Below are 24,521 nucleotides of genomic sequence, written 5' to 3' on the forward strand. Positions count from 1 at the left end.
CGGAAGCGACCGGACATGCAGAAGGCCCCGGGAAATCCCGGGGCCTTTCTGTGTGCTGACTTGTGCGGTCAGTCGTCCGCGTTCTCCTCGGCGAGGTTGCGGGTCAGGTTGGGGTCAACCTGAACGCCCGGCCCCATCGTGGTGGAGATGACGGTCTTCTTGATGTAGCGACCCTTGGAGCTGGCCGGCTTCAGCCGGAGGATCTCCTCCAGCGCGGCGCTGTAGTTCTCCACCAGCTGGTTCTCGTCGAACGAGCCCTTGCCGATGATGAAGTGCAGGTTCGCGTGCCGGTCGACCCGGAACTCGATCTTGCCGCCCTTGATCTCGGTCACGGCCTTGGCCACGTCCGGGGTGACGGTTCCGGTCTTCGGGTTCGGCATCAGACCACGCGGGCCGAGGACGCGGCCGAGCCGGCCGACCTTGCCCATCAGGTCAGGGGTGGCGACGACGGCGTCGAAGTCGAGCCAGCCGTCGGTCACCTTCTTGATCATGTCGTCGTCGCCGACGAAGTCGGCGCCGGCGGCCTTCGCGGCCTCCGCGCGCTCACCGGTGGCGAAGACGAGGACCCGTGCCGTCTTGCCGGTGCCGTGCGGGAGGTTGACGGTGCCGCGCACCATCTGGTCGGCCTTGCGGGGGTCGACCCCGAGGCGCATCGCGACGTCGAGCGTGGAGTTGAACTTCTTGCTGCCGGCGGCCTCCTTGGCCAGCCGGATCGCCTCGAGCGGCGTGTACAGCTTGTCGAAGTCGATCTTCTCCGCGATCGCGCGGTACGCCTTACTGCGCTGTGTCATGTCTGTTCTCCTGTGTGCGAACGCTGCTTGTTCGTTCGCGTTGTGGTGATGACGGGCGAACCTCTCGCCCTTCCACTCCTGCTGATCCGCCGGGGCGGACCGATGGAGGTACTACTTCTCGACGACGACGCCCATCGAACGGGCGGTGCCCTCGATGATCTTCATCGCGGCGTCGATGTCACGCGCGTTCAGATCCGGCATCTTGGTGGTGGCGATCTCGCGGACCTGGTCGGAGGTGATCTTGCCGACCTTGTCCTTCTGCGGGACGGCCGAGCCCTTCTGCAGACCAGCGGCCTTCTTGATCATCTCCGGCGCCGGCGGCGTCTTGGTGATGAAGGTGAAGGAACGGTCTTCGTAGATCGTGATCTCGACCGGAACCACGTTGCCGCGCATGGACTCTGTCTGGGCGTTGTACGCCTTGCAGAACTCCATGATGTTGACGCCGTGCGGACCGAGCGCGGTACCGACCGGCGGGGCCGGCGTCGCGGCACCGGCCTGGAGCTGCACCTTGACCAGGGCAGCGATCTTCTTCTTGGGAGGCATTCTGTCGGGTCCTTAGACTTTCTGGATCTGGTTGAAGCTGAGTTCCACCGGGGTCTCCCGGCCGAAGATCTCGACCAGGGCCTTGATCCGCTGGGCCTCGGCATTGATCTCCGTGACTGTGGCGTGCAGGGTCGCGAACGGCCCGTCGACCACCATGACCGAGTCGCCCACACCGAAGTCGGCGACCTCGACCTTCTTCTTGGCCGCGGTCTTGGCGGGTGCGGCGCCGGCTTCGGCAGCCGCTGCCTCGGCCGCCGCCACGACGGCCGGAGCGAGCATCTTCTCAACCTCTTCGAGGCTGAGCGGGACGGGCTTCTGGCTGTTGCCGACGAAGCCCGTCACCGACGGCGTGTGCCGCACGGTCGACCAGGACTCGTCGGTCAGGTCCATCCGGACCAGCACGTAGCCGGGGAGGACGGTGCGCTTCACCATCCGGCGCTGCCCGTTCTTGATCTCGGCGACCTCTTCGGTCGGCACGATGATCTCGAAGATGTAGTCCTCCATGTTCAGGGAGTTGATCCGGTTCTCCAGGTTGCCCTTGACCCGGTTCTCCATCCCCGAATAGGTGTGCACGACGTACCAGTCGCCGATCTGCGAGCGCAGCCGGCCGCGCAGCTCCTCGAGCGGGTCGCCCGGCTCCTCGGGCTCGGTCTCCTCGTCGGAGTCGCCGGCCTGCGCCTCGGCGGAAGCGGTCGCGGCGGCGAACGCGTCCACGTCCGCATCGTCGTCGGCCTCGTCGTCCGCACCGGCGGCCGGGCTCGCGTCCGCGCTGGAGAAGACCAGCTCGTCGTCGGCCGGCTCCTCCTCGATGGTCTCGTCGGAGGTGGTCTCGGCGGTCTCGGCGGCCAGCTCGTCGGCGGCGTCCTCGACGTCGGACTCGGTCACGACCTCGGCGTCCTCTGAGTCGTCGGCGGCCGCGACCACTACGACCGGCTCCTCGTCGGAGTCGTCGGCGTCGGCCGGGCCGTCCTCGGCCTCGTCGTCGGCGGAGTACTCCGCGACGTCCTCCTCGACCTCGTCGTCGGCGCTGACGTCCTCGTCCTCGTCGTCGTCATCGAGCCCGGCGAACGGGTCGTCGTCATCGTCGTCGTCGCCGGCGAACAGGTCGTCGTCGGTGGCGTTCTCGTCGAAGTCGAGATCGAGGTCGTCGTCGGAGTCAGCGGATACGTCGAACTCGTCCTCCAGGTTGAGGACCTCGTCGTCGCGCTCGGACACGTTGTACTCCGTCATCTGTGCATCGGGTCTTGTCTGGCTTCGGGTCGGGCCGTCGGCCCGGGACCCCCGGCGAGTGCGTTCGTGGGCTGCTGCGAACCTCAGCCGAAGATCTTGAACATCGCCCAGCCGAAGGCGAGGTCGAGGACCGAAACGATCGCGATGACGAACACCACGAAGGTCAGGACGACCACGAAGTAGGTGGACAGCTGCTTACGGGTGGGCCAGACGACCTTGCGGAGCTCGGCAACCACCTGGCGGTAGAAGCGCAGCAGGCCCCTGCCCTGCTTGCCTTCCGCCGGCTTGCCGGCGCCGGACGGTGCCGGGGTGCGCGTCTCCGTCACGACCTACCTCTTTCGCTAGCGGCGGCCTGACCGGCCCTGCGCCGGTCAGGATTTGCAGGGCACGAGGGACTTGAACCCCCAACCTTCGGTTTTGGAGACCGATGCTCTGCCAGTTGAGCTAGTGCCCTCTGCAATCCTCCGGACGCCGCGGGACCTGATCTCGGGCATGCCGGATCAGGGCCACCAACGCCCGGACTAGAAGAGTGTACGGGGTCCGCGCCACCTGGTCTAACTGAGGCCCTTGCCCGTACGACCCCCGGACCGGGCGTCGCACCGCGACCAGAACCATACAGCCTCCAACCGTTCCCAACGGACCACGCCCCCTGCGTGTTCCCCGGATCACCAGGTGACACCACGGTGCGTCGCCCGCCACGCTGGTGCCAGGATGGGGCGCATGGGTTCCAGGGTTTCGGCGCGGATCGGCGCCATCAGTGAATCGGCGACGATGGCGGTCGACAGCAAGGCGAAGGCGCTCAAGGCGGCCGGTCGCCCGGTGATCGGGTTCGGCGCCGGTGAGCCGGACTTCCCGACGCCGGACTACATCGTCGAGGCCGCGGTCGCGGCTGCCCGGGATCCGAAGAACCATCGCTACACCCCCGCCGGCGGGCTCCCGGAGCTGAAGCAGGCGATCGTCGACAAGACCAAGCGCGACTCCGGCTACGAGATCGAAGCCGCCCAGGTCCTGGTGACCAACGGCGGGAAGCACGCGGTCTTCAACGCGTGCGCGACGCTGCTGGACCCCGGTGACGAGGTGCTGCTGCCGGCGCCGTACTGGACGTCGTACCCGGAGATCATTCAGCTGGCCGGGGGTGTGCCGGTCGAGGTGCTCGCCGACGAGACGCAGGGGTACTGCGTCACCGTCGAGCAGCTCGAGGCGGCCCGGACCGAGAAGACCAAGGCTCTGCTGTTCTGCTCGCCGTCCAACCCGACCGGCGCGGTGGACAGCCCGGAGGCGGTCGAGGCGATCGGACGCTGGGCGCTCGAGCACGACCTCTGGGTGATCACCGACGAGATCTACGAGCACCTGACCTACGGCGGCGCCAAGGCGACGTCGCTCCCCGTCGCGGTGCCGGAGCTGGCGGACAAGACCGTCGTACTGAACGGTGTCGCCAAGACGTACGCGATGACCGGGTGGCGGGTCGGCTGGATGATCGGCCCGAAGGACGTGGTCAAGGCCGCGACGAACCTGCAGTCGCACCAGACCTCGAATGTCTGCAACATCGCCCAGCGGGCCGCGATCGCCGCCTTGACCGGGGACCTGAGTGCGGTCGACGAGATGAAGAAGGCATTCGACCGCCGCCGGCAGACCATGGTGCGGCTGCTGAACGAGATCCCCGGCGTCGAGTGCCCGGAGCCGACCGGCGCGTTCTACGCGTACCCCTCGGTCAAGGGCGTGCTCGGCAAGGAGATCAACGGGCGTACGCCGTCCAGCTCGGCGGAGCTGGCCGAGATCATCCTGGACCAGGCCGAGGTCGCGGTCGTCCCGGGTGAAGCGTTCGGCGCGCCTGGGTACCTGCGGCTGTCCTACGCACTCGGCGATGCCGACCTGGCCGAGGGCGTCGGCCGGATCGCCAAGCTGCTCAGCTGAGCGGATCAGCCCGATTTCTGTCCGTACGCCGTCCGTCGGTAACCTTCGGTAATGACGCAGCGGGATCTGCGGGTGCTGCCGAAGACGCACCTGCATCTGCACTTCTCCGGGTCGATGCGCCACCTGACGCTGGTCGAGCTGGCGGACACGCACGGGGTGCGGCTGCCTGACGCTCTGCGGACCGACTGGCCGCCGGATCTGTCCGCAGCGGACGAGCGCGGCTGGTTCCGGTTCCAGCGCCTGTACGACATCGCCCGTTCGGTGCTGCGCACGGAGGACGACGTACGGCGTCTCGTCCGGGAGGCCGCCGAGGACGATCGGGCCGACGGCTCCCGCTGGCTGGAGATCCAGGTGGACCCGTCGGGGTACGCAAACCGGTTCCACGGCATCACCGAGTTCACCGATCTGGTCCTGGACGCGGCCCGGGACGCGTCGGCCACCACCGGGATCGCGGTGCAGGTGATCATCGCCGCCAACCGCACCCGGCATCCGCTCGACGCCCGGACCCTCGCCCGTCTCGCAGCGCAGTACGTGGGGCGTGGCGTGGTCGGCTTCGGCCTGTCCAACGACGAGCGCCGCGGTACGACGTCCGAGTTCGCACCGGCCTTCCGGATCGCGCGGAACGCCGGACTGCTCGCGGACCCGCACGGCGGCGAGCTGTGTGGTCCCGCGACTGTCCGCACCTGCCTGGACGAGCTGGGAGCCGGTCGCATCGGACATGGCGTGCGCACGATCGAGGACCCGGACCTCCTGAAGCGCGTGGTCGACGCGCAGATCGCGCTGGAGGTCTGTCCGGCGTCCAACGTCTCACTCGGCGTCTACGAGCGCCCGGAGGACGTGCCACTGCGACAGCTCTACGAGTCGGGGGCACGCATCGCACTCGGCGCGGACGACCCCTTGCTCTTCGGCTCGCGTCTGGCCGAGCAGTACGAGACAGCCCGCACGGTCCACGGCTTCACCGACCAGGAGCTCGCCGATCTGGCCCGTGGCTCGGTCCTGGCCTCAACCGCTCCACCCGACGTCCAGAAGTCCCTGCTCAGCGACATCGACGAGTGGCTCGGCGTCACCACCCCAGCGCCGGTCCCGGCGTACTAGTGCTGTTCGACGCCGTCTATCTGGCTCGCCATGGGCAGACGGAGTGGAACGTCGAGGGACGCCGGCAAGGGCGACTGGACTCGCCACTGACCCCGCACGGGCTGCTGCAAGCGCAGCGGAATGCAGCTCTCGTCAGACGCGAGCAGATCGATGCTGTATTCACCAGTCCGCTCGGCCGCGCTCGCCGTACCGCGGAGATCCTTGCGGAGGCAGTGGAATTGCAGGTGCTCGACGATCTGGCCGAGGTCGCGCACGGCGAGTGGTCCGGACTCACGTCGGCGGAGATCGACTCGGGTTGGCCGGGGCAGCGTACCGCTCGGGAGAAGGACAAGTACTCCTTCCGCTTCCCCGGTGGCGAGAGCTATGCGGACGCTGAGCTACGGGCCGTACGCGCATTGGAGAGCATCGCGGCGACAGGATCGCGTCGGCCGTTGCTGGTCTCGCACGAGATGATCGGCCGGTTGCTGGTGAAGCAACTCGCGGGCCTCGGCATCGAGGAGGCCTTGCGGCGCGATCAACCGTCCGACGTGGTCTATCGGATCACCTCCGACGGCTCGATCGATCGGTTGTCGAGTGCCGAATAAGTGCTGGTCTGGTTCCTGATCAGGGCATTGCCCGGGCCTGCGGGCGGGAATTACGTTGCGTACATGACGCCGACCAAGATCCTGCTCCCAGAGGACGAGCTTCCGACCCGTTGGTACAACGTGCTGCACGACCTCCCCACGCCCCCGCCGCCGGTGCTGCATCCCGGGACCGGGCAACCAGTGGGGCCGGACGATCTCGCGCCGCTGTTCCCGATGGACCTGATCCTGCAGGAGGTCTCACAGGACCAGTACGTCGACATCCCGGGCGAGGTGCTCGATGTGTACCGGCTGTGGCGACCCAGCCCGCTCTACCGGGCGCACCGGCTGGAGAAGGCGCTCGACACCCCGGCACGGATCTACTACAAGTACGAAGGCGTCTCCCCGGCCGGCTCGCACAAGCCGAACACGGCCGTCCCGCAGGCCTACTACAACGCCAAGTCCGGTGTCCGGAAGCTCACCACCGAGACCGGCGCCGGCCAGTGGGGCACCGCTCTCGCCTTCGCCTGCGCGCAGTACGGGCTGGAGTGCGAGGTCTGGCAGGTGCGGGCGTCGTACGACCAGAAGCCGTACCGCCGGACGATGATGGAGGTCTTCGGCGCGACCGTCCACCCGAGTCCGTCGGAGCTCACCGAGGCCGGCCGGAAGATCCTGGCGGAGGACCCGGACTCGACCGGATCGCTCGGCATCGCGATCAGCGAGGCGGTCGAGTCCGCAGTTCAGGACGAGTCGGTGCACTACGCGTTGGGGTCGGTGCTCAACCACGTGCTGCTGCACCAGACGATCATCGGCGAGGAGGCGCTGATCCAGCTCGCCATGGTTGGTGAGACGGCGGACCTGCTGGTCGGCTGCACCGGTGGCGGGTCGAACTTCGGCGGCCTGGCGTTCCCGTTCCTCCGGGAGAAGTGGGCCGGGCGGATGTCGCCGACCGTTCGCGCGGTCGAGCCGGCCGCGTGCCCGTCGCTGACGCAGGGGACGTACGCGTACGACTTCGGCGACACGATCGGGATGACACCGCTGATGAAGATGCACACCCTCGGCCACGACTTCATCCCGGACCCGATCCACGCCGGCGGTCTGCGGTATCACGGGATGAGCCCGCTGATCAGCCACCTGTACGAGACCGGTGAGATCGAGGCGGTCGCCAAACCGCAGTCCGAGTGCTTCGCCGCGGGTCTGCAGTTCGCCCGCACCGAAGGCATCGTGCCGGCGCCCGAGCCGACGCATGCCCTGGCCGCGGCGATCGAGGAAGCCCAACGCTGCAAGGAGTCCGGCGAGGAGAAGGTCATCCTCACGGCTCTCTGCGGTCACGGCCACCTGGACCTCGCGGCGTACGAGGCCTACCTCAGCGGCACGATGACGGACCGTTCCTGGGACGACGCCGACATCCAGTCCGCGGTCGCCCAGGCCCTCACCCGCCTGCCCGTTCTGAGCTAGCGCCCACCGCGCTTCCACCAGGGTTTGGGCCGCTTGGCGACGGCCTCCAGCCAGTCCGCCGGGACGGCCCAACCCCTGGCCTGCACCGAATCGAAGTACGCCGCCTTGAGACTGTCCGGCAGCCAGTAGGTCGCCTTGCTCTGGTGCATGACCTCGAAGTACGTCGTACGTCGCTTGGCGCTCCAGACGGTCGCCTGCCGCGCGCTGTACGCCAGCCGCACGTAGTCCCAGCGCGCCTGCGCGTCGTCCATGTCGAACTCCCGCTCCACCACGCGCCCCTGCCGCGGCTCGGCCTCGATCCCGTCGATCAGCCCGAGCACCAGCCGCCGGTCGTGGGTGATCTCGTCCGGCAGCCGCAACTCCACCGGGTCCAGGACGACAGGCCCAAGCCAAGGCCGCGCGACCTCCAGGAACACCTCCAGTAGGGCGAATCCTTCTTCGGCATGCTCGAACCGGGCGAGTTCCGCCCGCAAGGTCGTCACCGCTTCCTCGGCCATCCGCTCACCCTAGAAGGCCGATCGGCCGCGATGGCGGCCAGGCGGTCCCGTATCTGCCCCGACCTGCCCCTGTCTGCCCCGGCCATGCACGCTCAGCTACGACACCGTCGACCACCGATCTGCCCCGATTCGCCTCCCGCCGGCCAAGCTCACCACCCGGAAACCCCTTACAGCGCAAGAAAACCGGGGCATCGCGGGGCATTCCGGGGCAACCTGGGGCAGATCATCCACAGCCCTCGTCTTCCACCTCACAGAGGGTGCGTGCACACCTACAATTACCGCCATGCCAGACCCGAACGAACTCCTCCGCACCGCCCGCGAACGCACTCCTTCCCGCCGAGCGCCCGGTGAGCAGATGTCCCGGGCCGAGCTCGCGGAGGCGGTCTGCGGCTGGCTGTGGGAGACGACCGAAACGAAGTACGAGCTCGACGGGCACTACATCGCGAAGCTCGAACGCGGCGCCGTCCGCTGGCCGGGAGCGGCGTACCGGGCCGGCCTGCGCTATGTCCTGAACGTGGTCGACGACGCCGACCTCGGATTCGTCGCGCCCGGCGGCCTCACCGGCGCCGATCCGGAGCCGGGGACCAGCTCGATGCTCGGGCTCGAGGACGACCTGGTGCAGGCCGGCGACGAGTCGGTCGCGCTGCTCGCCCTCGCCGAGGAGTCGAACGTCGGTGACCTGACCGTCGAGCAACTGCACGCCGACATCGTGCGCATCACCCAGCAGTACCTGCGTACGCCGACCCGGCCGCTGTACATCCGCGCCCGGGCGATCCGCGACCGCGCGTTCCGCCTGCTCGCGGGCCGGCAGCCGCCGAGCCAGACCCGCGATCTGTACGCCGCAGGTGGATGGGCGCTGACCCTGCTGGCCTGGATCTCGGTCGACCTCGGCCGCCCGGACGTCGCCGAGAGCCATACCCGGACTGCCTGGGCCTGTGCCGAGGCCGCCGAGAGTGATGACCTGCGAGCGTGGGTGCGAGCGACGCAGCACACCGCCGCCTTCTGGCAGGACGACTTCGCCCGGGCGACGACGTACGCGCAGGACGGGCTGCAGTACGCGACCGGCAGTTCGACGCTCTTCCTGGCCAGCGTTGCCGCGGTCGACCTGGCGCGGACCGGTCGTCACGCGGAGGCTCGCGAGGCTCTCACGATCGCGAAGCGCACCACGGTCCGCACCGACGTACCGGAGCTCGGCGGCCCTTTCCTCTGTACGCCGGAACGCGCGGAAGGCATCTGGTCCGACACGCATCTGGCGCTCGGCGAGGCACAGCGGACCCTCGAGCACGCGGATCGCGGCATCGCGCAGTTCGAGGCGGCGCCGCATGCCGTACGCAACTTCGGTTCCGAACGGATGGTCCGGCTCCAGCAGGCCAAGGCGCATCTGCAGCTCGGTGATCTGGACGGCGCGACCGAGGCGGTGTCGGTCGTGCTGACCACACCGGTCGAGTACCGGGTGCGTCCGCTGATCCATCGCATCAGCGAGGTCGCCGCCCTCACACGCCTCAGCCGGCACGCGACCGATCCGAAGGCCCGCGCGCTGCACGACTCCATCCGCGTCTTCACCCGTCATCCCGCCAGCCGGGCGACCCCGAGCAAATGAGAGGCCCGTCGATGTTCGAAGAAGTTCAGGACCACTGGTACTGGCGTCCCGGTTGGCGCGCCGACCGTTCCTTCTACACCTGGCACATCACGTTCGCCGACCGGCGCGAGGTGGCCGCGTTGCATGCGTCGTACGCCGAATTGGTCGACGACCTCCCCGGCTTCACGCCTGTGCCGCTGGAGTGGTTGCACCTCACGCTGCAAGGCATCGGCTTCACCGACCGGGTGCCGGAGTCCGACCTGGCCGACATCGTGAAGGCCACTCGTCACCGGGTCACGGGCCTCGGCTCATTCCCGGTCGGCATCAGTCCAGCCGTCCTGGACCGCGAGGCCATCCAGCTCCCGGTCCGCCCGATCGAGCCGCTCCAGCACCTCCGCGACCTCACCCGAGCCGCCATCACCGACGTCTGGGGCGACGACGCCCTCCCCGAACTCCCTGAACTCAACCCCCACATCACCATCGCCTACTGCAACCACCCAGCCCCCGCAGCCCCCATCACCACCCGCCTCCTGGCTCACCCGCCCCACGACACCACCCTCCCCATCACCACCCTCACCCTCCTGTCCCTAACCCGAACCCACCACCTCTACCACTGGACCCCCCTCACGACGATCCCGCTCCACTAACCGCAGGTGTGCCTCCCAGCACCCACGCCACCCGCCTCCACACCTTCGTCGACGAGAACAAATCCCGAGGCCTCCTCATGGCCGCCGCAAGCTGCCCCGCCTCTGGGGTCAATCCCAGTCGCCGCCTCCTGACGGACCTCCTGATGCCGGGCCAGCGCCGAATCCACTTCCAGAAGGAATCTCCGCCGCGCCAACGCAAGATCCTTGCCGCCATCACCGAACTCGACGTACGCGTCAACCTGTACGGCGTCCCGCGCGCCGACGTCGCGGGCCGGCGTCTCTGTCTGACCGCGATCGTGGGCGACGCGGCGTCAACCGCCGTGACGAGTCCACACTCGACTTCGACCGCCAGACGCTCTATCGCGCGGTGCGGCAGTTCAACTGCTCAGAGACGCTTCGGTACGAACTCCTCGCACCGCATCTGGACCCGCTGCCCTGGGTCCCCGATGCGGTGGTCTGGGCATGGGCGAAGGGTCGCGAGTGGCGCGAGGTGGTTCGTGGGTACTGCGCCGTGCGGCCGGTCTGAAACGCGCGGAACCCGGCTCACCAACCGTCCGGATGGCTGCCGGGTTCACTTCCCACGAGCTATTGCCCTGGGCATCGATAACTCTACCGGCAACTCCAGACGGGTCGCCAGCGGGAATCAGTAGGCGCGGAGGGAGATCACGTGGGCTCGGGGGGAGCCGTTGGTGGAGTGGGGGGTTAGGCGGAGGTGGGTGATCGGGGTTGGGGTGGGGAGGGGGTGGCGGTGGGTTCTGTGGTGGTTGTTGGTGACGGTGGCGATGGGGTGCCGGTCGGCGGGGCCGTTGCGGGCCTCGAGGGTGTAGGACTCGAGGAGGGTGGGGAGGGACGTGAAGGGCGTGCGGTGGTGGTGGAGGTTGATGAGGTCCTCTTCGACGTCGTCGTCGAGGATGACGACAACCTCGGAGACATCCACGGGGCTAGCCCAGCTGAGTTCGATCCACGGGTTGGGGTCCCAGGCGAGGTCCTCGGAGGACCAGAGGTTGGGGCCGCCGTACGGGCGGGAGTAGCTGCCGATCACCTTCTCCGGTGCGTACGCCGACGTCTCCCCCAAGCGAAGGCACAAACCGGCCCGCGGCAGGATGTGCTTCCAGGCGCGGAACTGTTCGGTCCACTGCTCGTCAGGCGACGGGTCGCGATGCGCGAAGTAGATCATCCCGGGCAACCCCGTCGCGGCCGTATGGACGGAGACAGCCGCGTTCTGCTTGAGGACCACGATCACATTGCCGGGGTGGTCCGGACGATAGTCGACAGGTACGTCGATCCACCGCTTCTCCCCCGCGGCCACGGGCACAGAACGGGAGTCGATCAACGCCAACGGCAGATAGTTCTGCGGATTGACCGGATCGTGCAGCTCGACGGTCAGTACGGCGTCCTCGGCAGCGTCGACCAGCAACTCCAGGCGATCCAACGCAGGATCGACCGGCACGACCATCGCGATGTCGGTGTCCAACGGGAACGTGCCCGACGACACCTCGACAGCCGGATGGGTCAACGTCGACGAAGCTGTGACAGAAGCCTGCAATGCAAGGTTGGCCGGATCATCATCCACGACACCAAGGACCGAACCATCGGCCCGAGTGAGCGCATGCCGCATCAACTCAAACCGCGAGGAAGCCAACTCCCGCGGCGACAACCCGTTGCGCAGGGCAACGGAAGCACCGATGCCGGCCGCCTCCCCCAGGATCGCGCAGGTCGCCATCACCCGAGTCGTACCGAACGCAACGTGACTCGCACTGATGTTCCGCCCGGCCATCCACAGATTGCGCACACTCCGCGAATACAGCGACCGCAGCGGAATGTGATAGCTCCCGTCCGGATGCCAGTGCTTCGACCCGCGCTCGCTCGCATAGACCCCACCCGGCGGGTGCAGATCGATCGACCACCCGCCGAACGCCACCCGATCCTCGAAGAGCGTCTGCCCCAGTACGTCGTGCTGCGTCAGCACATGATCACCAAGGAACCGCCGGTACTCCCGCTTCCCCGGCACCGACCCGATCCACTCCAAGGTCAGGTTGTCCGCGTCGAACCGCCCCGAGTTCTTGATGTAGTCCCAGATCCCGTAGACGACCGCCTGCAGTTCGTCCCGGATCGTCTCGTTGTCGTCGACGACGTCGAGCTCCCCACCCCACTCGATCCACCAGTACGCGCACCCGTTCAGATCCGACCGGATGACCCGGCGGTCCGGGATCGCGGTCTCCGTGATGTCGCGCGCGAACGACGGTGGCACGAACCGCACCGGCGCGCCGGTGTCCTTCGTAGAGAAGAGGATCGTGCTGCCGAGCGTGTCGTTGTCCGGTACGTCCGGCGCCCACGACTCGTCGTACATCGACCGCGGCTCGCGTCCGGTCCGGTACTCCGCTCCCGCCAGCAACCCGATCAGTCCGTCACCCGAGCAGTCGGCGTAGGCCGGACTGACGAACCGGATCTCCTTCTCCGACCCCATCTGCCAGCCGGTCACCGACCGAATCTCCCCGTCAGAGGCCTCGACGGTCCGTACGTCGGTGTTCAGGAACAGCTGGATCCGCGGCTCCGCGCGGACCGCCTCCAGCAGCACGAGATCCCAGTAGTACGGATTCCCCTCCGGGTTCCGGTACTGGTTCTCGACGAACAGCTCGCCCATGATCCCGGTCTCCCGGGCGAAGTGCTGGACGCCGTGCGCGGTCGCGCCGCACACCCACACCCGCACCTCGCTGGAGGAGTTGCCGCCGAGCACCGGCCGGTTCTGGACCAGCGCCACCGTGCTCCCCTGCCGGGCCGCGCCGATCGCGGCGCAGATACCGGCGAGGCCTCCGCCGACGACGGTCAGATCGGTCTGGATTTCGAGCTGCTGCATGCAGGAGCCTTTCAGCTGTCAGGTGTGATGACGGGTTGTCCAGGCCCGTTCGGGTGGTTGGCCGTGAGGTGGTCCGGGACGCGCTGCGCGACCAGGACGAACAGCAGGCCGGCGGTCAACGTGTCACTGGCCCGCCCGGCGAATAACTCGGTCCAGGTCCCACCGACCGGCGTACCGGTGTCGAAGACGACCTCCGCCACCCGTCCGATCGGTGAGTCCGCGACCCCGGTGATCGCGACCGTCAGCGCGCCCCCGGCCTTGGAGCGCTTGATGAACTCGAGCGTCGCCGGATCGTTCCCCTGCCGGGTCACGACCAGCGCGACGTCTCCGGATTCCAGCAGCCCGCTGCCGATCGACCCGGCCTGCGGCCCGTCGAAGAACCACACCGGGATCCCGATCCGCAGCAGCCGGATGTAGAGCTCCCGGGCCGGGATCGCGTCGCCCCACTCCCCATAGATATGCGTACGTCGTGCGCCCGCGATGGAGTCGGCGACCCGGGCGGCCGCCGCCAGGTCGATCGACGCCAATGCGTTGCGGAGAGCGTTGGCCTGCGTGCTGGCCAGCACGTTCAGCACCTGCTCGGGCGGGTCCGCCGGACCGATCGCCATCCCGATGTCACTCGCCCAGCCGGCCTCGATACCGCGGCCGACCTCCATCGCCAGGGCAGCGCGGAGTGCGGGATAGCCGGCGAACCCGAGGTGCGTGGACAACCGGGTCACCGTCGCCGCCGAGGTCTGTGCGGCCTCGGCGAGCTTGGTGATCGATCCGCGCGCGACCTCGTCCGGGTTCGCCAGGATGTGCTCGGCGACCCGCTGCATCGCCCCGTTCAGCTCCGGCAGGGCGCGCTTGACCTGCTGCAAAGGGTTGCCGGCTCTCTCCATGTCTCCCATCCAGCGATCATCACGTATAGACGAACTGGGCACTCGCCACACCGTCGGTGTCGCTGACGACCCGCACCCAGTGCGCGCTGAACCCGGGTGGGAACACATGGGTCCGGATCTGCCCCGCCTCGACCGTCAACTCCTCGACCGCCCCGAAGCGCCCGTGCCCGTGGAAGTCGATCTCGACCGTGATCGTCATCGGCTCGGCCGAGAAGTTCTCCAGGTGCAGGCACTTCCCGTCGAAGCCCGTCATCAGATACGGATCCGACGGCATCCCGGCGGTGACCGGCGTCTCCCACCAAGGACCACCCCAACCGGCCGGCTTGCCAAAGCTCCAGAGGTCGTCCGTCTTCCCGAACCACAGCCCGGACTGCGGCTCGGCCGTCGTCGGGTTCAGCCCGTGACTCGGCGACGCATTGTCCGCACCGGCGACGAGCATGCCGCGCCAGGAACAGAAGTCGCCCAGCACCCACAGGTGGGTCGAGATCGGCCGCACACCCCAGATCCGCCCGCCGTACGCCCACGGGGACAGCTCGTAGAACATGCCGTGGTGGTCGAGCAGGAGCCGCTCGTGCTCGACCTCCCGGATCCGCGGCCATTCGGTCTGCCACTTGTGGTCGAAGCAGTGCGAGGCCTTCGGCAGCCGGTACCGCGTCCACTTCTGGTCGGCCTCGGTGAACACCTCGAGGATCGCCGAGGCCCGGTCCCACCCGGTCGCGAAGATGGTCCCGCCGAACTCGTGCCGGCCGCCGATCGCGGTGAACGGGTCCTCCCGCAGTACCTTCCAGGATTGGCCGTCGTACTCCGCCAGTCGTCCGCGCGACCGTTCACCGGCCCACTCGGGCTCGGCGTACTCGTTGGAGCAGACGACGAGCCGCCCGAACGACGTGTAGCAGTCCTTGTAGTGGACCTTCATCTCGCCGTCGGTGCCGAGCTCGTCGTTGAGGTCGAAGAGCTGCGTGCACTCGTACGTCGTCAGGTCCAGCTCGAGCAGCTCGCCTTCCATCGCCAGCACGTACACGTGGGTGTCCGGTTTGGTCAGGTGCCGCGACGTACCGCAGACCCGGAGCGGCTGGAGCTCGGGGATCGTGACGATCTTGTGGTCGGCACTGATCACATGCGGCCCGAGGACCAGTTGCGAGGTCGGGAAGTGCACGAACCGGTTGGTGTAGGTGCCGTCCACGCCGAGCGTCTCGGCGACGATCTCCATCGACAGGTCGGCGTCGATCCGGCGCAGACTGACGCCGGCACCGGACGGCGCCTTGTGGGAGTTGTAGTTCTGGACGTACAGCTTCCCGTTCCACGGCATCAGCGAACCGACGCCGAGCTCGCTGCGCGGCGGACCGAAGTCGCCGATCTGGGCGAGATCCGGGAAGACACCTGAAACGTTGATCATTTGATCCCTGTGTGAGTCATGGCCGCGATGAAGCGGCGTTGCAGGACGACGAAGACGATCAGCACCGGGATGATCGAGATCACCGAGGCGGCCATGGTCAGGCCGGGGGCGATCTGTCCCTGTTCGTCGACGAAGTTGGTCAGGCTGAGCGGCAAGGTGTAGCGCTCGGGGTTGCTGATCAGGACCAGCGGCGTCTCGTAGTCGTTCCAGGACCAGACGAACGCCAGGATGCCGAGTGCACTGATCACCGGTGTTGCCAACGGCAAGTAGATCCGGGTGAACACCCGCCACTCGTTCGCGCCGTCCATCCGGGCCGCCTCGGCGAACTCGGCCGGCTGGCTGACGAAGAACTGCCGCATCAGGAAGGTCCCGAGCACCGTGAACATGCCGGGCAGGATGAGCGCCCACAGCGTGTCGTAGAGCCCGAGCTTCTGGAAGTAGATGAACCGCGGCACCAGCAACAACTGGGCGGGGATGATCGCGGTCGCCAGGTACACCAGGAACAGCTTGTCCCGGCCCTTGAACGACATCCGCGCGAACGCGTAGCCGGCCATCGTCGCGGTGATCAGCTCGCCCGCGACCCGCAGTACGGCGACGAAGACCGACCGGCCGAACGCCGGCAGCACCGAGGTGGCACCGCTCAGGACCGTGCTGAAGTTGTCCCACTGGAACGGGTCCGGGATCCACTGCATCGGGATCTTGTACGCGTCCACATCCTGCTTGAGCGCGGTCGAGAGCATCCACGCGAACGGCGCGAGGAAGGCGATCGCGAGGATCCACAGCGGGATCCCCCAGTACCACTTGGCGCGCTTAGTCATGCAGAGCCCTCCCTCGCTGGGCCCGCCAGGTCACCAGGGTCAGCACCAGTACGCCGACGAAGGTCACCAGGCCGATCGCCGAGGCATAGCCGAACCGGTAGAACTGGAAGCCGGTCTGGTACATGTAGTAGGAGATCGTCGTGGTCGAGTCGCCCGGACCACCGGCGGTGATCAGCGCGATCAGGCCGAAGCCCTGCGACGCACCGATGATCAGCGTCACCAGCAGGAAGATCGTTGTCGGCAGCAACGACGGCCAGGTGATCACGCGGAACTTCGCCCACACCCCGGCGCCGTCGATGTCAGCCGCCTCGTACAGCTGCCGCGGCGCGTCCTGCAGCGCGGACAGGTAGATCAGCGAGCAGTAGCCGACGCCACCCCAGACCGCCATCACGATCAGCGCCGGCAGCGCCCAGTGCGACGAGGCGAACCAGCCCGGTTGCAGCCCGAAGACGTCGAGCACCTGGTTGACCAGGCCGGCCTTCGGGTTCATCAGCATCAGCCAGGTCATGCCGATCGCGACGATGTTGACGATGTACGGCAGGAAGAAGATCGCCCGCAGTACGGCGCGGCCCGGCAGGGGCCGGTTGAGCGCGATCCCGAGCCCCAGTCCGAGGATGACGGTCAGCGGCACGGACACCCCGACGTACACGAGGGTCAGGCCCACCGCGCTCCAGAAGCCGGGGTCGCGGGCGATGGCGATGAAGTTGTCGAAACCGTTGAACGTGATGCCGCCGAGGCCGGACACCAGGTTCCAGTCGGTGAAGCCGAGCACGATCACGCTGATCAGCGGGATCAGGGTGAACGCGATGACGCCGAGCAGGTTGGGCGCGACGAACAGCAGCCCGATCCAGCCCTTCGGCTTGATCCCGGGACCCGGATCGGCCCGGACCGTGGTGCGTTCGGCGGCGACGACGGTGGCGGTGGCCATCAGGAACTCCTCTCGTTCCGGGCGATCGCGGCGTCGGCGACCCGGCGTACCTCACGGATCGCGGCTCCGGGGTCCTTCTCGCCGAGCCAGCACAGGTCCTTCTGCTGCTTCACCGCGAGGGTGATCTCGGGGAAGCCGGCCAGCCGGGTGTCGGTGGCGAGTTTCGGATCCGCGTCCAGGACGACGCGGCGGAACGAGTCGACGTCGAAGTACTTCTCGGGTTCCTTGCCGAGCATGCCGGTGAGCACCTGGTCGTCAGTGACGTTGCCCAGCGTCGGCAGCTTGCCGCCGGCGAGCATCGGCGTGGATCCCTCGGTGAGCCAGAACTTCACGAACTCCCAGGCCGCGTCGACCTTCGGCGACTTCGGGTTCACCATGACGAAGTTGTTGTAGCTGCCGCCGTTCCAGTCCTGGCCGTCGACGGTCGGCGGTGGGGCGAACGAGACCTTGAAGTCGTGCGGGAACTTCTTCGGGTCGTACAGGTAGCGCAGGTTGAACGGTGCGGTCGGCCAGAGATGGAACTCCTCGCCGAGGAACGAGTTCTGCTGGTACGAGTCCAGGTGCCGGGCGAGCACCTCGGTCCACGGGAACGCGGACCCCTCCCGGATCATGTCCTGGCCGATCCGGAAGCTCTGCTCGAAGTGCGGATCACCGAAGTTCGAGCGATCGCCGTCGTACCAGTAGTTGGGGCCGAGCGCGATCCGGGCGACGTCGGGGACGGTGTACGCGCCGATGGTGTTCGCGGTGGTCAGTTTCTTCGCGGTCTCGCGGTACTCGTCGATCGTCCACTGCTGTGGGAGTTCGACGCCGGCCTGCTGCCGGAGCTTCTCGTTGAACAGTACGAAGAACGGCTCGCGGGCGGTGGCGAGTGCCTTGACCTTTCCGTTGTCGAGGTACGCCCGCGGTTGATCGGTGTCGAGGAACACCTTCAGTTGCGGGTCCTGGGTCACCCGGTCGGTCAGGTCCGCGGCCAGCCCGGACCCGGCCCGGAGCGCGAGCGACGCCGGCGAGTAGGTGAAGTACACGTCGATGTCGACACCGCCCTGCAGCGCGGTGTCCAGCTTCAGATTGCCGCGGGCGTCGTTCACGAATCGCGTGTAGTTCACCTTGTACTGCGGGAACCGCTGCTCGAACGCCTTGACCACGTTCGCCGGCCCGGATGCGGCCGGCACTCCGCCCCAGACCTGCAGCACAGTCGACCGCGCTCCCCCGCCAGAGCACCCAGGCACCACCGTCGCCAGCGCCCCCGCACCCAGCCCGGCCAACACCTCTCGCCGCGAAAATCTTTTTCGCCTCACACCCCACCTCCCATCGAATCTCGCAAAAGATTAGCGACGGGAGCCGCAGCTGTGAAGACCTGGTTGCAAATCTTTTTCAGCAGACTGCGGGCTCACCTGAAGCGGTACAGATAGCGTCGCGTGCGGGCATGGCCACCCGCACCGCCTCGGGCGCGGCGGCATCGATCAGTTCGATCGCCTTCCGGCCGCGCCGCCAGAACTCCGGCTCGACGACGAGCTGGTAACCGTCCCGACGGACCAGCGCGCGGCCACCGTCCGGATAGACGACCACGGCCGCCAGGTCGTCGAACCGGGCTTCGACGCCGATCGCCTCACCGCCGCGGTACACCCCCTTGCCGGTGACCAGGAGCTGGTCCTTGGTACGCCGTCCGACCGGACGGAACCGGTCACCTCCGGCCGGCTCCCAGACCGTCGGCATACCGAGCCAGCTGACCGAGGTGTCGAGCTCACTGCTCGGGTCCGCCGAGATCAGCAGACTCGCGAAGACGTCCTTGGCGACGTCCCGGACCTCGGCCGGGGTGACGCGGCGAAGCTCCTCGATCAACTGGTCCCGGTCGGTGACCTGACGGCCGGCGAGCAGCTCCCGGATCGCGCCGGCCGGCTGCCACCGGCCGGCCGGGTCGTCCTGCAACTCCTCGATCTGCTGAGCGATCTGGTCGCGCAGGTCGGCCTCCGCGACACCGTTCGTCATCAGCCGCCGCAGGACTCCCACCGCTTCCTTGCTCGCCGTGGGTACGGCCTCAGGCAGGAGGTCGATCCCGGCGAGCAGCACGGCCTGTGCGGCGTCGACCGGCTCGTACCCCTGCCACGCGCTGTAGCCGACGCCGGATCCCGTCCGGAAATGCGCATGGAGCTCACGCTGCAATGCGCCCGCCAGCACGGTCGCCTCGGTCGAACGTCGTACGACGCCGGACAGCGCCACCCCGTCGAGACGATCGGGGAACGCCGCCGGAGTGTGTTGTTCGCACGGCACCGCGGCAGGCACCGGCACGCGCGGCCCGTCCGGCAGCGGGAGGCACAGGCCTGCCGGTGGGGGTCCGGTCAGAGCCAGGCCGGCGTTCCCGCGGACGAACATCGTCCGCAGCCACTCCGCCAGGTATTCCGGACCCGCCTGGCCGAGGCCGAACTGTTCGTACCCCACCAGCCCTGGCCCCTGGGCGCCGTACCTCCAGATGAGTTGCGACTCCGTGGGGCCGGCCTGCCGCCGAGCGGACTCGGCCTGCAGGACGCGGCGCTCATGGTCCAGCGCACCCCAGTCCGGTTCGGTCAGCCAGGCGCACAACTCCGCCAGCGACCGAGTCACCTCGTCGGGTTCACCCGCCACCGCGAAGGCGGTGTGCAGCAGGCTGACCTGTCCGTTCACCGGCGTCCGGATCGACTCGCGACCGTGCAACGCCAGGTGCTCGATCAGGTGCAGCCGGCCCGCGGTGGGCAGACGCTCGTCCACCCTGCCCGCACGGAACCACAGACTCGCGTGCAGCCTTCCCTCGGCAGCCACCCAGTAGACCGGAACCCCGTCCACCTCGGTGTGCCTGAGCGCGTCGGCACCCATCCCCACCCTCCCCAGTGTCGGAGGATGATGACACACCGGCCGGATCAGCGGGTAGCGGATTGCACCAAGCTGCAGCGCTGCTGGTTCAGAGGGTGCAGTTCACCAGGACTGGTTCGTTGGTGAGGGTGATGGCGAAGGCTTGGTGCACCTGGCTGCGGACGTGGGCTGCCAGGGAGAGGAGTTCCTTGGCGGTGGCGTTGCCGCGGTTGGTGAGGGCGAGGGTGTGTTTGGTGGAGACGGCGGCGGAGCCGATGGTGAAGCCCTTGGAGACGCCGGCGTGTTCGATCAGCCAGGCGGCGCTGGTCTTGACGCGGCCGTCGGGCTGGGGCCACTGCGGTGCACCGGCGGGTACGTCGGCCGGAGTGTCCAGGATCGGGTTGGTGAAGAACGACCCGGCGCTCCACGTGTCGTGGTCGTCCGGGTCCAGCACCATGCCCTTGCTCCTCCGCAACCCCAGCACGGCTTCCCGTACGTCGGTCATCGGCGCCCGCGACCCCGGCTCGAGATCCAGTACTCGGGCCAGTTCGGCGTACCCGACCGGTGCGGACAGGTCGCCGAGCGGCAACTGGAAGGTGACCTCGAGTACGACGTACCGCGACGGGTCGGCCTTGAAGCGCGAGTTCCGGTAGCTGAACCCGCAGTCGGCAGCGAACATCGTGCGGACCGCATTGTCGACCCGATCCCAGACGCGCACCGACGCGATCGTCTCGGCCACCTCGTGACCGTAGGCGCCGACGTTCTGCACCGGGGTCGACCCGGTCAGTCCGGGGATGCCGGACATCGACTCGAGACCGCTCCACTCCTCGGCGATCGCGCGCTGGACGACGGCGTCCCAGTCCTCACCAGCGGCGATGTGAACCATCGCCCCGGAGCACATGTCGGCGTCGGCTCGGATCCCACGCGTCGCGATCTTGATCACCGTGCCGCGGAAACCGTCGTCGCCGATCACGACGTTGCTGCCGCCGGACAGCAGCAGCACCGGCTCGCCGGCTGCGTCGGCGTCGCGGACGGCGGTGATCAGGTCGTCCTCGGTGCTGACCTCGATCAGCTTGTCGGCCAACCCTCCGATCCGCAGGGTGGTGAAGTCGGCCAGGCGTACATGCGTATTCACGAGACGCGCACAACCGCCCTGGCCCGGCCGAGCACCTTCTCCTCGCCGGCGATCGCGGTGATGTCGAACTCGGCCAGCCCGTCGGCGACCTTGTCGGCCTTCGCGGAGAACGTGACGCTCGCACCCTTGTCGTCATCCGGTACGACGACCGGCTTGGTGAACCGTACGCCGTACTCCACCAGGTCAGCCGGGTCGTCCAGCCAGTCGGTGACGACGCGGACCGCGGTCGCCATCGTGAGCATGCCGTGCGCGATCACGCCGGGCAGACCGAGCGCGCCCGCCATCCGGTCGCTCCAGTGGATCGGGTTGAAGTCGCCGCTCGCACCGGCGTACCGGACCAGGTCCTCGCGCCGGAACGTGACGGTCAGCGGCGGGAGCTCGAAGCCTGCCTCGACGGTCTTCATGCGCCCGCCCGGTTGTGCGAGATGGTGGAGGTCGAGGTGGCGATCGGTTCGCCGTCGACGGTGGTCAGGGCGGTCTCGTACATGATCACCTCGACGTCACCCGCCTTGCGCACGGTGGTGATGGTCGCAGTCGCGGCGATGTCGTCGCCGGCCTTGATCGGTCGGGTGTAGCTGAACTTCTGCGCGCCGTGCACGATCCGGTCCAGCCGCAGCCCGAGTTCCTCGTCGCTCAGCAACTGCTCGAGAGCGCGGCTGCCCAGCATGAACGCGAAGGTCGGTGGCGCGACCGCATCGGCACCGCGGTACGCCGGGTTGGGGTCGCCGATCGCGTCGGCGAACTCGCGGATCTTCTCCCGGCCGACCTGGTAGGACTCGGCGGCCGCATAGCTCCGGCCGACCATCGTGGCGTCGATCGTCATATCGCAAGAGCCTACTGGCAGACTATGAGGCCGAGTGCCGCCACCCACTCAACCGTGCGACCGGAACTGGGGAAGGTTGAACGTGACGGCAGTGGCGGCGCTGGCCAGGTACGCGCCTCGGTACGAGCTGGAAATCGGTGAGCCGACGGGCTCCGAGTGGCTTCGGGTCGATCGGATTCTGGAGCCGGACGGTCCCGAGCTCACCGAGCTCCTCAAGCGCGACAACGACGCCAGCGGTCACCGCTCCGCCCATGCCAACGCGCTCAGCCTGATGTCCTTCTACGCCGGCCGCGCCCCCGCGACCGCGCTCCTGCTGTGGGCGCTCGAGGGCCACGTCCTGGACATCCGCCCGCACAACCTCTGGGTACGCCCTCATGACGGCCACGGCCTCGCCGCAGTCGCCGTACGGTCGGCCGACTACCTCCCGGGCGGCCTGGAGACCCTGTACGACGTAGTCCTCCGCCAGCACCTCCTACCTCTGTCCGCCGAACTGCACCGGCGTACCCGGGCCGGCCTCCGGCAGCTACACGGTGGAGTGGCGGCTGGTTGTGCGATGGGGTTCTGCGCCGCCACTCGCGAGGAGGAGACAGTCAAACCGGCGTACCTGCGGGAGCGCTGGCAGACCTTCGTGGCCAAGGCACCAGGCGGCCTGGCCCGGCTCGGCGACGTCGAGACCGCGGCCGGCAAGCTGGTCTACCTGCGGAACACCTGCTGCCTCTACTACACCAGCGAGGTCGGCACCGGCACGCTCTGCGGCTCGTGCTGCCTGACGCCACGCGACGAGCGCCTGACCGCCTACGAGGGCGGCCGCCCGATCCTCACGGTCTAGAACACAGCGAATACAGGCATAGCGAAAGGGCCGCTTCGGTGTCCGAAGCGGCCCTCGCGAAGAAAGCTGAGGTCAGCGGGTCTCGCGGTGGTCCGTGTGGTCGTTGCAGCGCGCGCAGTACTTCTTCATCTCCAGACGATCCGGGTTGTTGCGCCGGTTCTTCTTGGTGATGTAGTTGCGCTCCTTGCAGACCGTGCACGCCAGCGTGATCTTCGGGCGGATGTCGGTTGACTTGGCCACTGCTGCCTCTTCTGATCAGGAGCACGCAGGTTCCGCGCGCTCTCGTAGTACTGGTCGGTGGGTAGCGGGGGCGGGAGTCGAACCCGCGACACCACGATTATGAGCCGTGTGCTCTAACCACCTGAGCTACCCCGCCGGGTGAGTTCGTCACCCCACCCGGCGGACCGGGTGAGATGCCGTGCTCAGAGCCCCTTTACGGAATCGAACCGTAGACCTTCTCCTTACCATGGAGACGCTCTGCCGACTGAGCTAAAGGGGCGGGCCGAGGAGAGAGATTACACGGTCCGCCGTCCCGATGTGAAATCGAGCCGGGCGCACCTTGCGGTCCCCTCTGTCCGACCCGGAAAGCATACCGGTTCCCGGCACCTGCTCTGACCAAATTTCGGCCTAGACGGAGCCGGCAGCGGAGTCCAGAGCAGCATCGTCGGCCGAGAAGTCGTCCGAGCCGTCCGGCGGCGGGTTCTCCAGATGCCAGCGGACCGACGTCCGCAGCGTGCCGGCCGGGTCCGTCGGCTCCCAGCCGAGCACGGTGTGCGCCTTCCACGAATCCATCAGCAGGTGCTGGCTCAACGTCCCGGTCAGCTCCAGATCCGCAGGCAGCAGGTCGTCCCGGACCGTCACCAACTCGACGTCCTCGGCATCCACCGCCGCCAGGATCTGCTGAGCAAGCAGCCCGTACGGCGCTGTCGTGGGTTCCACCACATTGAACGCCTCACCCCGCTGGTCTCCGGCCAGCGCCAACGACACCGCCGCGGCAACATCACCGACGTACACACGACTGAAGAGGAACTGCCCCGACCCGATCGGGATCCGCCGGCGCCCGGCCCGGACCCGGCGCAGGATGAACTCGAATCGCCGCTGGTAGTCGTGCTCCCCATAGACGGCGCCCAGTCGCAGCACGGTCGCGCCGCGCGGCAGGTACCTCTCTTCCATCTCGAGGTTCTCGTACTGCGGTCCGTCGACGAACCGCCGTGTCCGCAGCGGCGACCACTCACTCAAGGGCACCGCATCGGTGTTCCGGCCCGAGTGCAGGGCGTCGTACGCGCGGTAGACGTCACAACTGGAGATCGCCACCAGCTTCACCGACTCCCCGACCGCGCCCAGCGCCGCATCGGCCGCCGCCGCATTCATCCCCGACACGTCGACCAGCGCCTCGGGGTCGAACGGCTTCAGCGCCGCCGCGAGCGCCGCACCGTCATGCCGGTCCACGTGCGCATGCTCGGCCTCCGGCAGTCCGGCGGGCTCGTGCTCCCCGCGATGCACCACCAGAAGCGTGTGCCCGTCGGCGGCCAACTGCTCCGTCACTGCCCGTCCGATGAACCGGGTACCACCCAAGATCGCGATCCGCATGACATCAGTCCTACCCGCCGATCCCGGCTCGTGCAGCCTTCGTCTGCAATCAGCAGACAGCCGGTGATGGCGGCTTATACCGGTCCAGCAGGTCTGCTCGACGCCATTTCGCGCGTGATCCGCG

General features: G+C 68.0%; 24 protein-coding genes and 3 tRNA genes. 7 read left to right on the forward strand and 20 right to left on the reverse strand.

Translation table 11 applies throughout. From position 1 onward, the window contains the following. Nucleotides 1-68 precede the first annotated feature (68 nt). From rplA to E0H73_RS26260, 5 genes are all read right to left on the reverse strand, one after another. Nucleotides 69-791: a 50S ribosomal protein L1 gene (gene rplA / locus E0H73_RS26240; protein ID WP_131361092.1), complete on the reverse strand. Its 723-nt coding sequence runs from the start codon at nt 789-791 to the stop codon at nt 69-71. A gap of 111 nt (nt 792-902) precedes the next feature. Then, complete coding sequence (gene rplK, locus E0H73_RS26245) at nt 903-1,334, reverse strand: 50S ribosomal protein L11 (RefSeq protein WP_131361094.1); 432 nt, start codon at nt 1,332-1,334, stop codon at nt 903-905. Nucleotides 1,335-1,346: 12 nt separating this feature from the next. Then, nucleotides 1,347-2,258 (reverse strand): transcription termination/antitermination protein NusG, encoded by a 912-nt coding sequence (gene nusG / locus E0H73_RS26250; RefSeq protein WP_165555828.1) that lies wholly within the window; start codon nt 2,256-2,258, stop codon nt 1,347-1,349. Between the two features lie 389 nt (nt 2,259-2,647). Next, complete coding sequence (gene secE / locus E0H73_RS26255) at nt 2,648-2,890, reverse strand: preprotein translocase subunit SecE (RefSeq protein ID WP_130384685.1); 243 nt, start codon at nt 2,888-2,890, stop codon at nt 2,648-2,650. Between the two features lie 55 nt (nt 2,891-2,945). Continuing rightward, a tRNA-Trp gene (locus tag E0H73_RS26260) sits at nt 2,946-3,018 on the reverse strand. A 266-nt stretch (nt 3,019-3,284) separates the two neighbouring features. Between E0H73_RS26260 and E0H73_RS26265 the strand changes: the two genes are divergently transcribed. The 4 genes from E0H73_RS26265 (at nt 3,285) to E0H73_RS26280 (ending at nt 7,591) form a co-directional block, all read left to right on the forward strand. Beyond that, nucleotides 3,285-4,478, forward strand: a complete 1,194-nt coding sequence (locus tag E0H73_RS26265; protein ID WP_131361099.1) for a pyridoxal phosphate-dependent aminotransferase — start codon at nt 3,285-3,287, stop codon at nt 4,476-4,478. 51 nt (nt 4,479-4,529) lie between these two features. Continuing rightward, complete coding sequence (locus E0H73_RS26270) at nt 4,530-5,573, forward strand: adenosine deaminase (protein ID WP_131361101.1); 1,044 nt, start codon at nt 4,530-4,532, stop codon at nt 5,571-5,573. Then, the gene (locus tag E0H73_RS26275; protein WP_131361103.1) at nt 5,531-6,157 is read left to right on the forward strand and encodes a histidine phosphatase family protein; all 627 of its coding nucleotides are present in this window, start codon (nt 5,531-5,533) and stop codon (nt 6,155-6,157) included. The genes E0H73_RS26270 and E0H73_RS26275 overlap by 43 nt, the downstream gene beginning before the upstream one ends. 63 nt (nt 6,158-6,220) lie before the next feature. After that, a complete protein-coding gene (locus tag E0H73_RS26280; RefSeq protein ID WP_131361105.1) occupies nt 6,221-7,591 on the forward strand; it encodes a TrpB-like pyridoxal phosphate-dependent enzyme in 1,371 nt (456 codons plus the stop codon). Here E0H73_RS26280 and E0H73_RS26285 read toward each other — a convergent pair. Beyond that, nucleotides 7,588-8,088 (reverse strand): hypothetical protein, encoded by a 501-nt coding sequence (locus tag E0H73_RS26285; protein ID WP_131361107.1) that lies wholly within the window; start codon nt 8,086-8,088, stop codon nt 7,588-7,590. The genes E0H73_RS26280 and E0H73_RS26285 overlap by 4 nt on opposite strands. Nucleotides 8,089-8,371: 283 nt before the next feature. On the opposite strand from E0H73_RS26285, the gene E0H73_RS26290 reads away from it, so the two are divergent. Next, entirely contained in the window at nt 8,372-9,688 is a 1,317-nt protein-coding gene (locus E0H73_RS26290) for an NsdA family TPR-like regulatory protein (protein WP_238164256.1), read from the forward strand. A gap of 11 nt (nt 9,689-9,699) precedes the next feature. After that, a complete protein-coding gene (locus E0H73_RS26295) occupies nt 9,700-10,314 on the forward strand; it encodes a 2'-5' RNA ligase family protein (protein WP_165555817.1) in 615 nt (204 codons plus the stop codon). A 643-nt stretch (nt 10,315-10,957) separates the two neighbouring features. Here E0H73_RS26295 and E0H73_RS26300 read toward each other — a convergent pair. The 10 genes from E0H73_RS26300 to E0H73_RS26345 all read right to left on the reverse strand — a co-directional run bounded on the left by E0H73_RS26300 (nt 10,958) and on the right by E0H73_RS26345 (nt 21,978). Beyond that, nucleotides 10,958-13,171: an FAD-dependent oxidoreductase gene (locus E0H73_RS26300; protein WP_131361111.1), complete on the reverse strand. Its 2,214-nt coding sequence runs from the start codon at nt 13,169-13,171 to the stop codon at nt 10,958-10,960. 11 nt (nt 13,172-13,182) lie between these two features. Further along, nucleotides 13,183-14,061, reverse strand: a complete 879-nt coding sequence (locus E0H73_RS26305; protein WP_131361113.1) for a MurR/RpiR family transcriptional regulator — start codon at nt 14,059-14,061, stop codon at nt 13,183-13,185. Between the two features lie 10 nt (nt 14,062-14,071). Then, nucleotides 14,072-15,448: a hypothetical protein gene (locus E0H73_RS26310; protein WP_131361115.1), complete on the reverse strand. Its 1,377-nt coding sequence runs from the start codon at nt 15,446-15,448 to the stop codon at nt 14,072-14,074. After that, the gene (locus E0H73_RS26315; RefSeq protein ID WP_131361116.1) at nt 15,445-16,266 is read right to left on the reverse strand and encodes a carbohydrate ABC transporter permease; all 822 of its coding nucleotides are present in this window, start codon (nt 16,264-16,266) and stop codon (nt 15,445-15,447) included. Before E0H73_RS26315 ends, E0H73_RS26310 begins: the two co-directional genes overlap by 4 nt. Beyond that, a complete protein-coding gene (locus tag E0H73_RS26320) occupies nt 16,259-17,194 on the reverse strand; it encodes a carbohydrate ABC transporter permease (RefSeq protein ID WP_131361117.1) in 936 nt (311 codons plus the stop codon). Before E0H73_RS26320 ends, E0H73_RS26315 begins: the two co-directional genes overlap by 8 nt. Continuing rightward, entirely contained in the window at nt 17,194-18,387 is a 1,194-nt protein-coding gene (locus E0H73_RS26325) for an ABC transporter substrate-binding protein (protein ID WP_238164257.1), read from the reverse strand. The genes E0H73_RS26320 and E0H73_RS26325 overlap by 1 nt, the downstream gene beginning before the upstream one ends. A 181-nt stretch (nt 18,388-18,568) precedes the next feature. After that, nucleotides 18,569-20,044 (reverse strand): peptidase M16 family protein, encoded by a 1,476-nt coding sequence (locus tag E0H73_RS26330; protein ID WP_131361118.1) that lies wholly within the window; start codon nt 20,042-20,044, stop codon nt 18,569-18,571. Between the two features lie 85 nt (nt 20,045-20,129). Continuing rightward, the gene (locus tag E0H73_RS26335; RefSeq protein WP_131361119.1) at nt 20,130-21,155 is read right to left on the reverse strand and encodes a UDP-N-acetylmuramate dehydrogenase; all 1,026 of its coding nucleotides are present in this window, start codon (nt 21,153-21,155) and stop codon (nt 20,130-20,132) included. Then, on the reverse strand, nt 21,152-21,559 hold the full coding sequence (locus tag E0H73_RS26340) for a MaoC/PaaZ C-terminal domain-containing protein (protein WP_131361120.1): 408 nt from the start codon (nt 21,557-21,559) through the stop codon (nt 21,152-21,154). Before E0H73_RS26340 ends, E0H73_RS26335 begins: the two co-directional genes overlap by 4 nt. Further along, nucleotides 21,556-21,978 (reverse strand): FAS1-like dehydratase domain-containing protein, encoded by a 423-nt coding sequence (locus E0H73_RS26345; RefSeq protein ID WP_131361121.1) that lies wholly within the window; start codon nt 21,976-21,978, stop codon nt 21,556-21,558. Before E0H73_RS26345 ends, E0H73_RS26340 begins: the two co-directional genes overlap by 4 nt. An 82-nt stretch (nt 21,979-22,060) precedes the next feature. On the opposite strand from E0H73_RS26345, the gene E0H73_RS26350 reads away from it, so the two are divergent. Continuing rightward, nucleotides 22,061-22,807, forward strand: coding sequence for a hypothetical protein (locus E0H73_RS26350; protein ID WP_238164258.1), 747 nt, complete (start codon nt 22,061-22,063; stop codon nt 22,805-22,807). 72 nt (nt 22,808-22,879) lie between these two features. On the opposite strand, the gene rpmG is transcribed toward E0H73_RS26350, so the two are convergent. The 4 genes from rpmG to E0H73_RS26370 all read right to left on the reverse strand — a co-directional run bounded on the left by rpmG (nt 22,880) and on the right by E0H73_RS26370 (nt 24,397). Then, nucleotides 22,880-23,047: a 50S ribosomal protein L33 gene (gene rpmG / locus E0H73_RS26355; RefSeq protein ID WP_131361122.1), complete on the reverse strand. Its 168-nt coding sequence runs from the start codon at nt 23,045-23,047 to the stop codon at nt 22,880-22,882. Between the two features lie 62 nt (nt 23,048-23,109). Beyond that, a tRNA-Met gene (locus E0H73_RS26360) sits at nt 23,110-23,183 on the reverse strand. Nucleotides 23,184-23,233: 50 nt separating this feature from the next. After that, nucleotides 23,234-23,306 (reverse strand) — tRNA-Thr (locus tag E0H73_RS26365). 128 nt (nt 23,307-23,434) lie between these two features. Then, nucleotides 23,435-24,397, reverse strand: a complete 963-nt coding sequence (locus tag E0H73_RS26370; RefSeq protein ID WP_131361123.1) for an NAD-dependent epimerase/dehydratase family protein — start codon at nt 24,395-24,397, stop codon at nt 23,435-23,437. Between the last annotated feature and the right edge of the window lie 124 nt (nt 24,398-24,521).

The sequence above is a fragment of the Kribbella pittospori genome (genome assembly GCF_004331465.1).
Classification (GTDB): domain Bacteria; phylum Actinomycetota; class Actinomycetes; order Propionibacteriales; family Kribbellaceae; genus Kribbella; species Kribbella pittospori.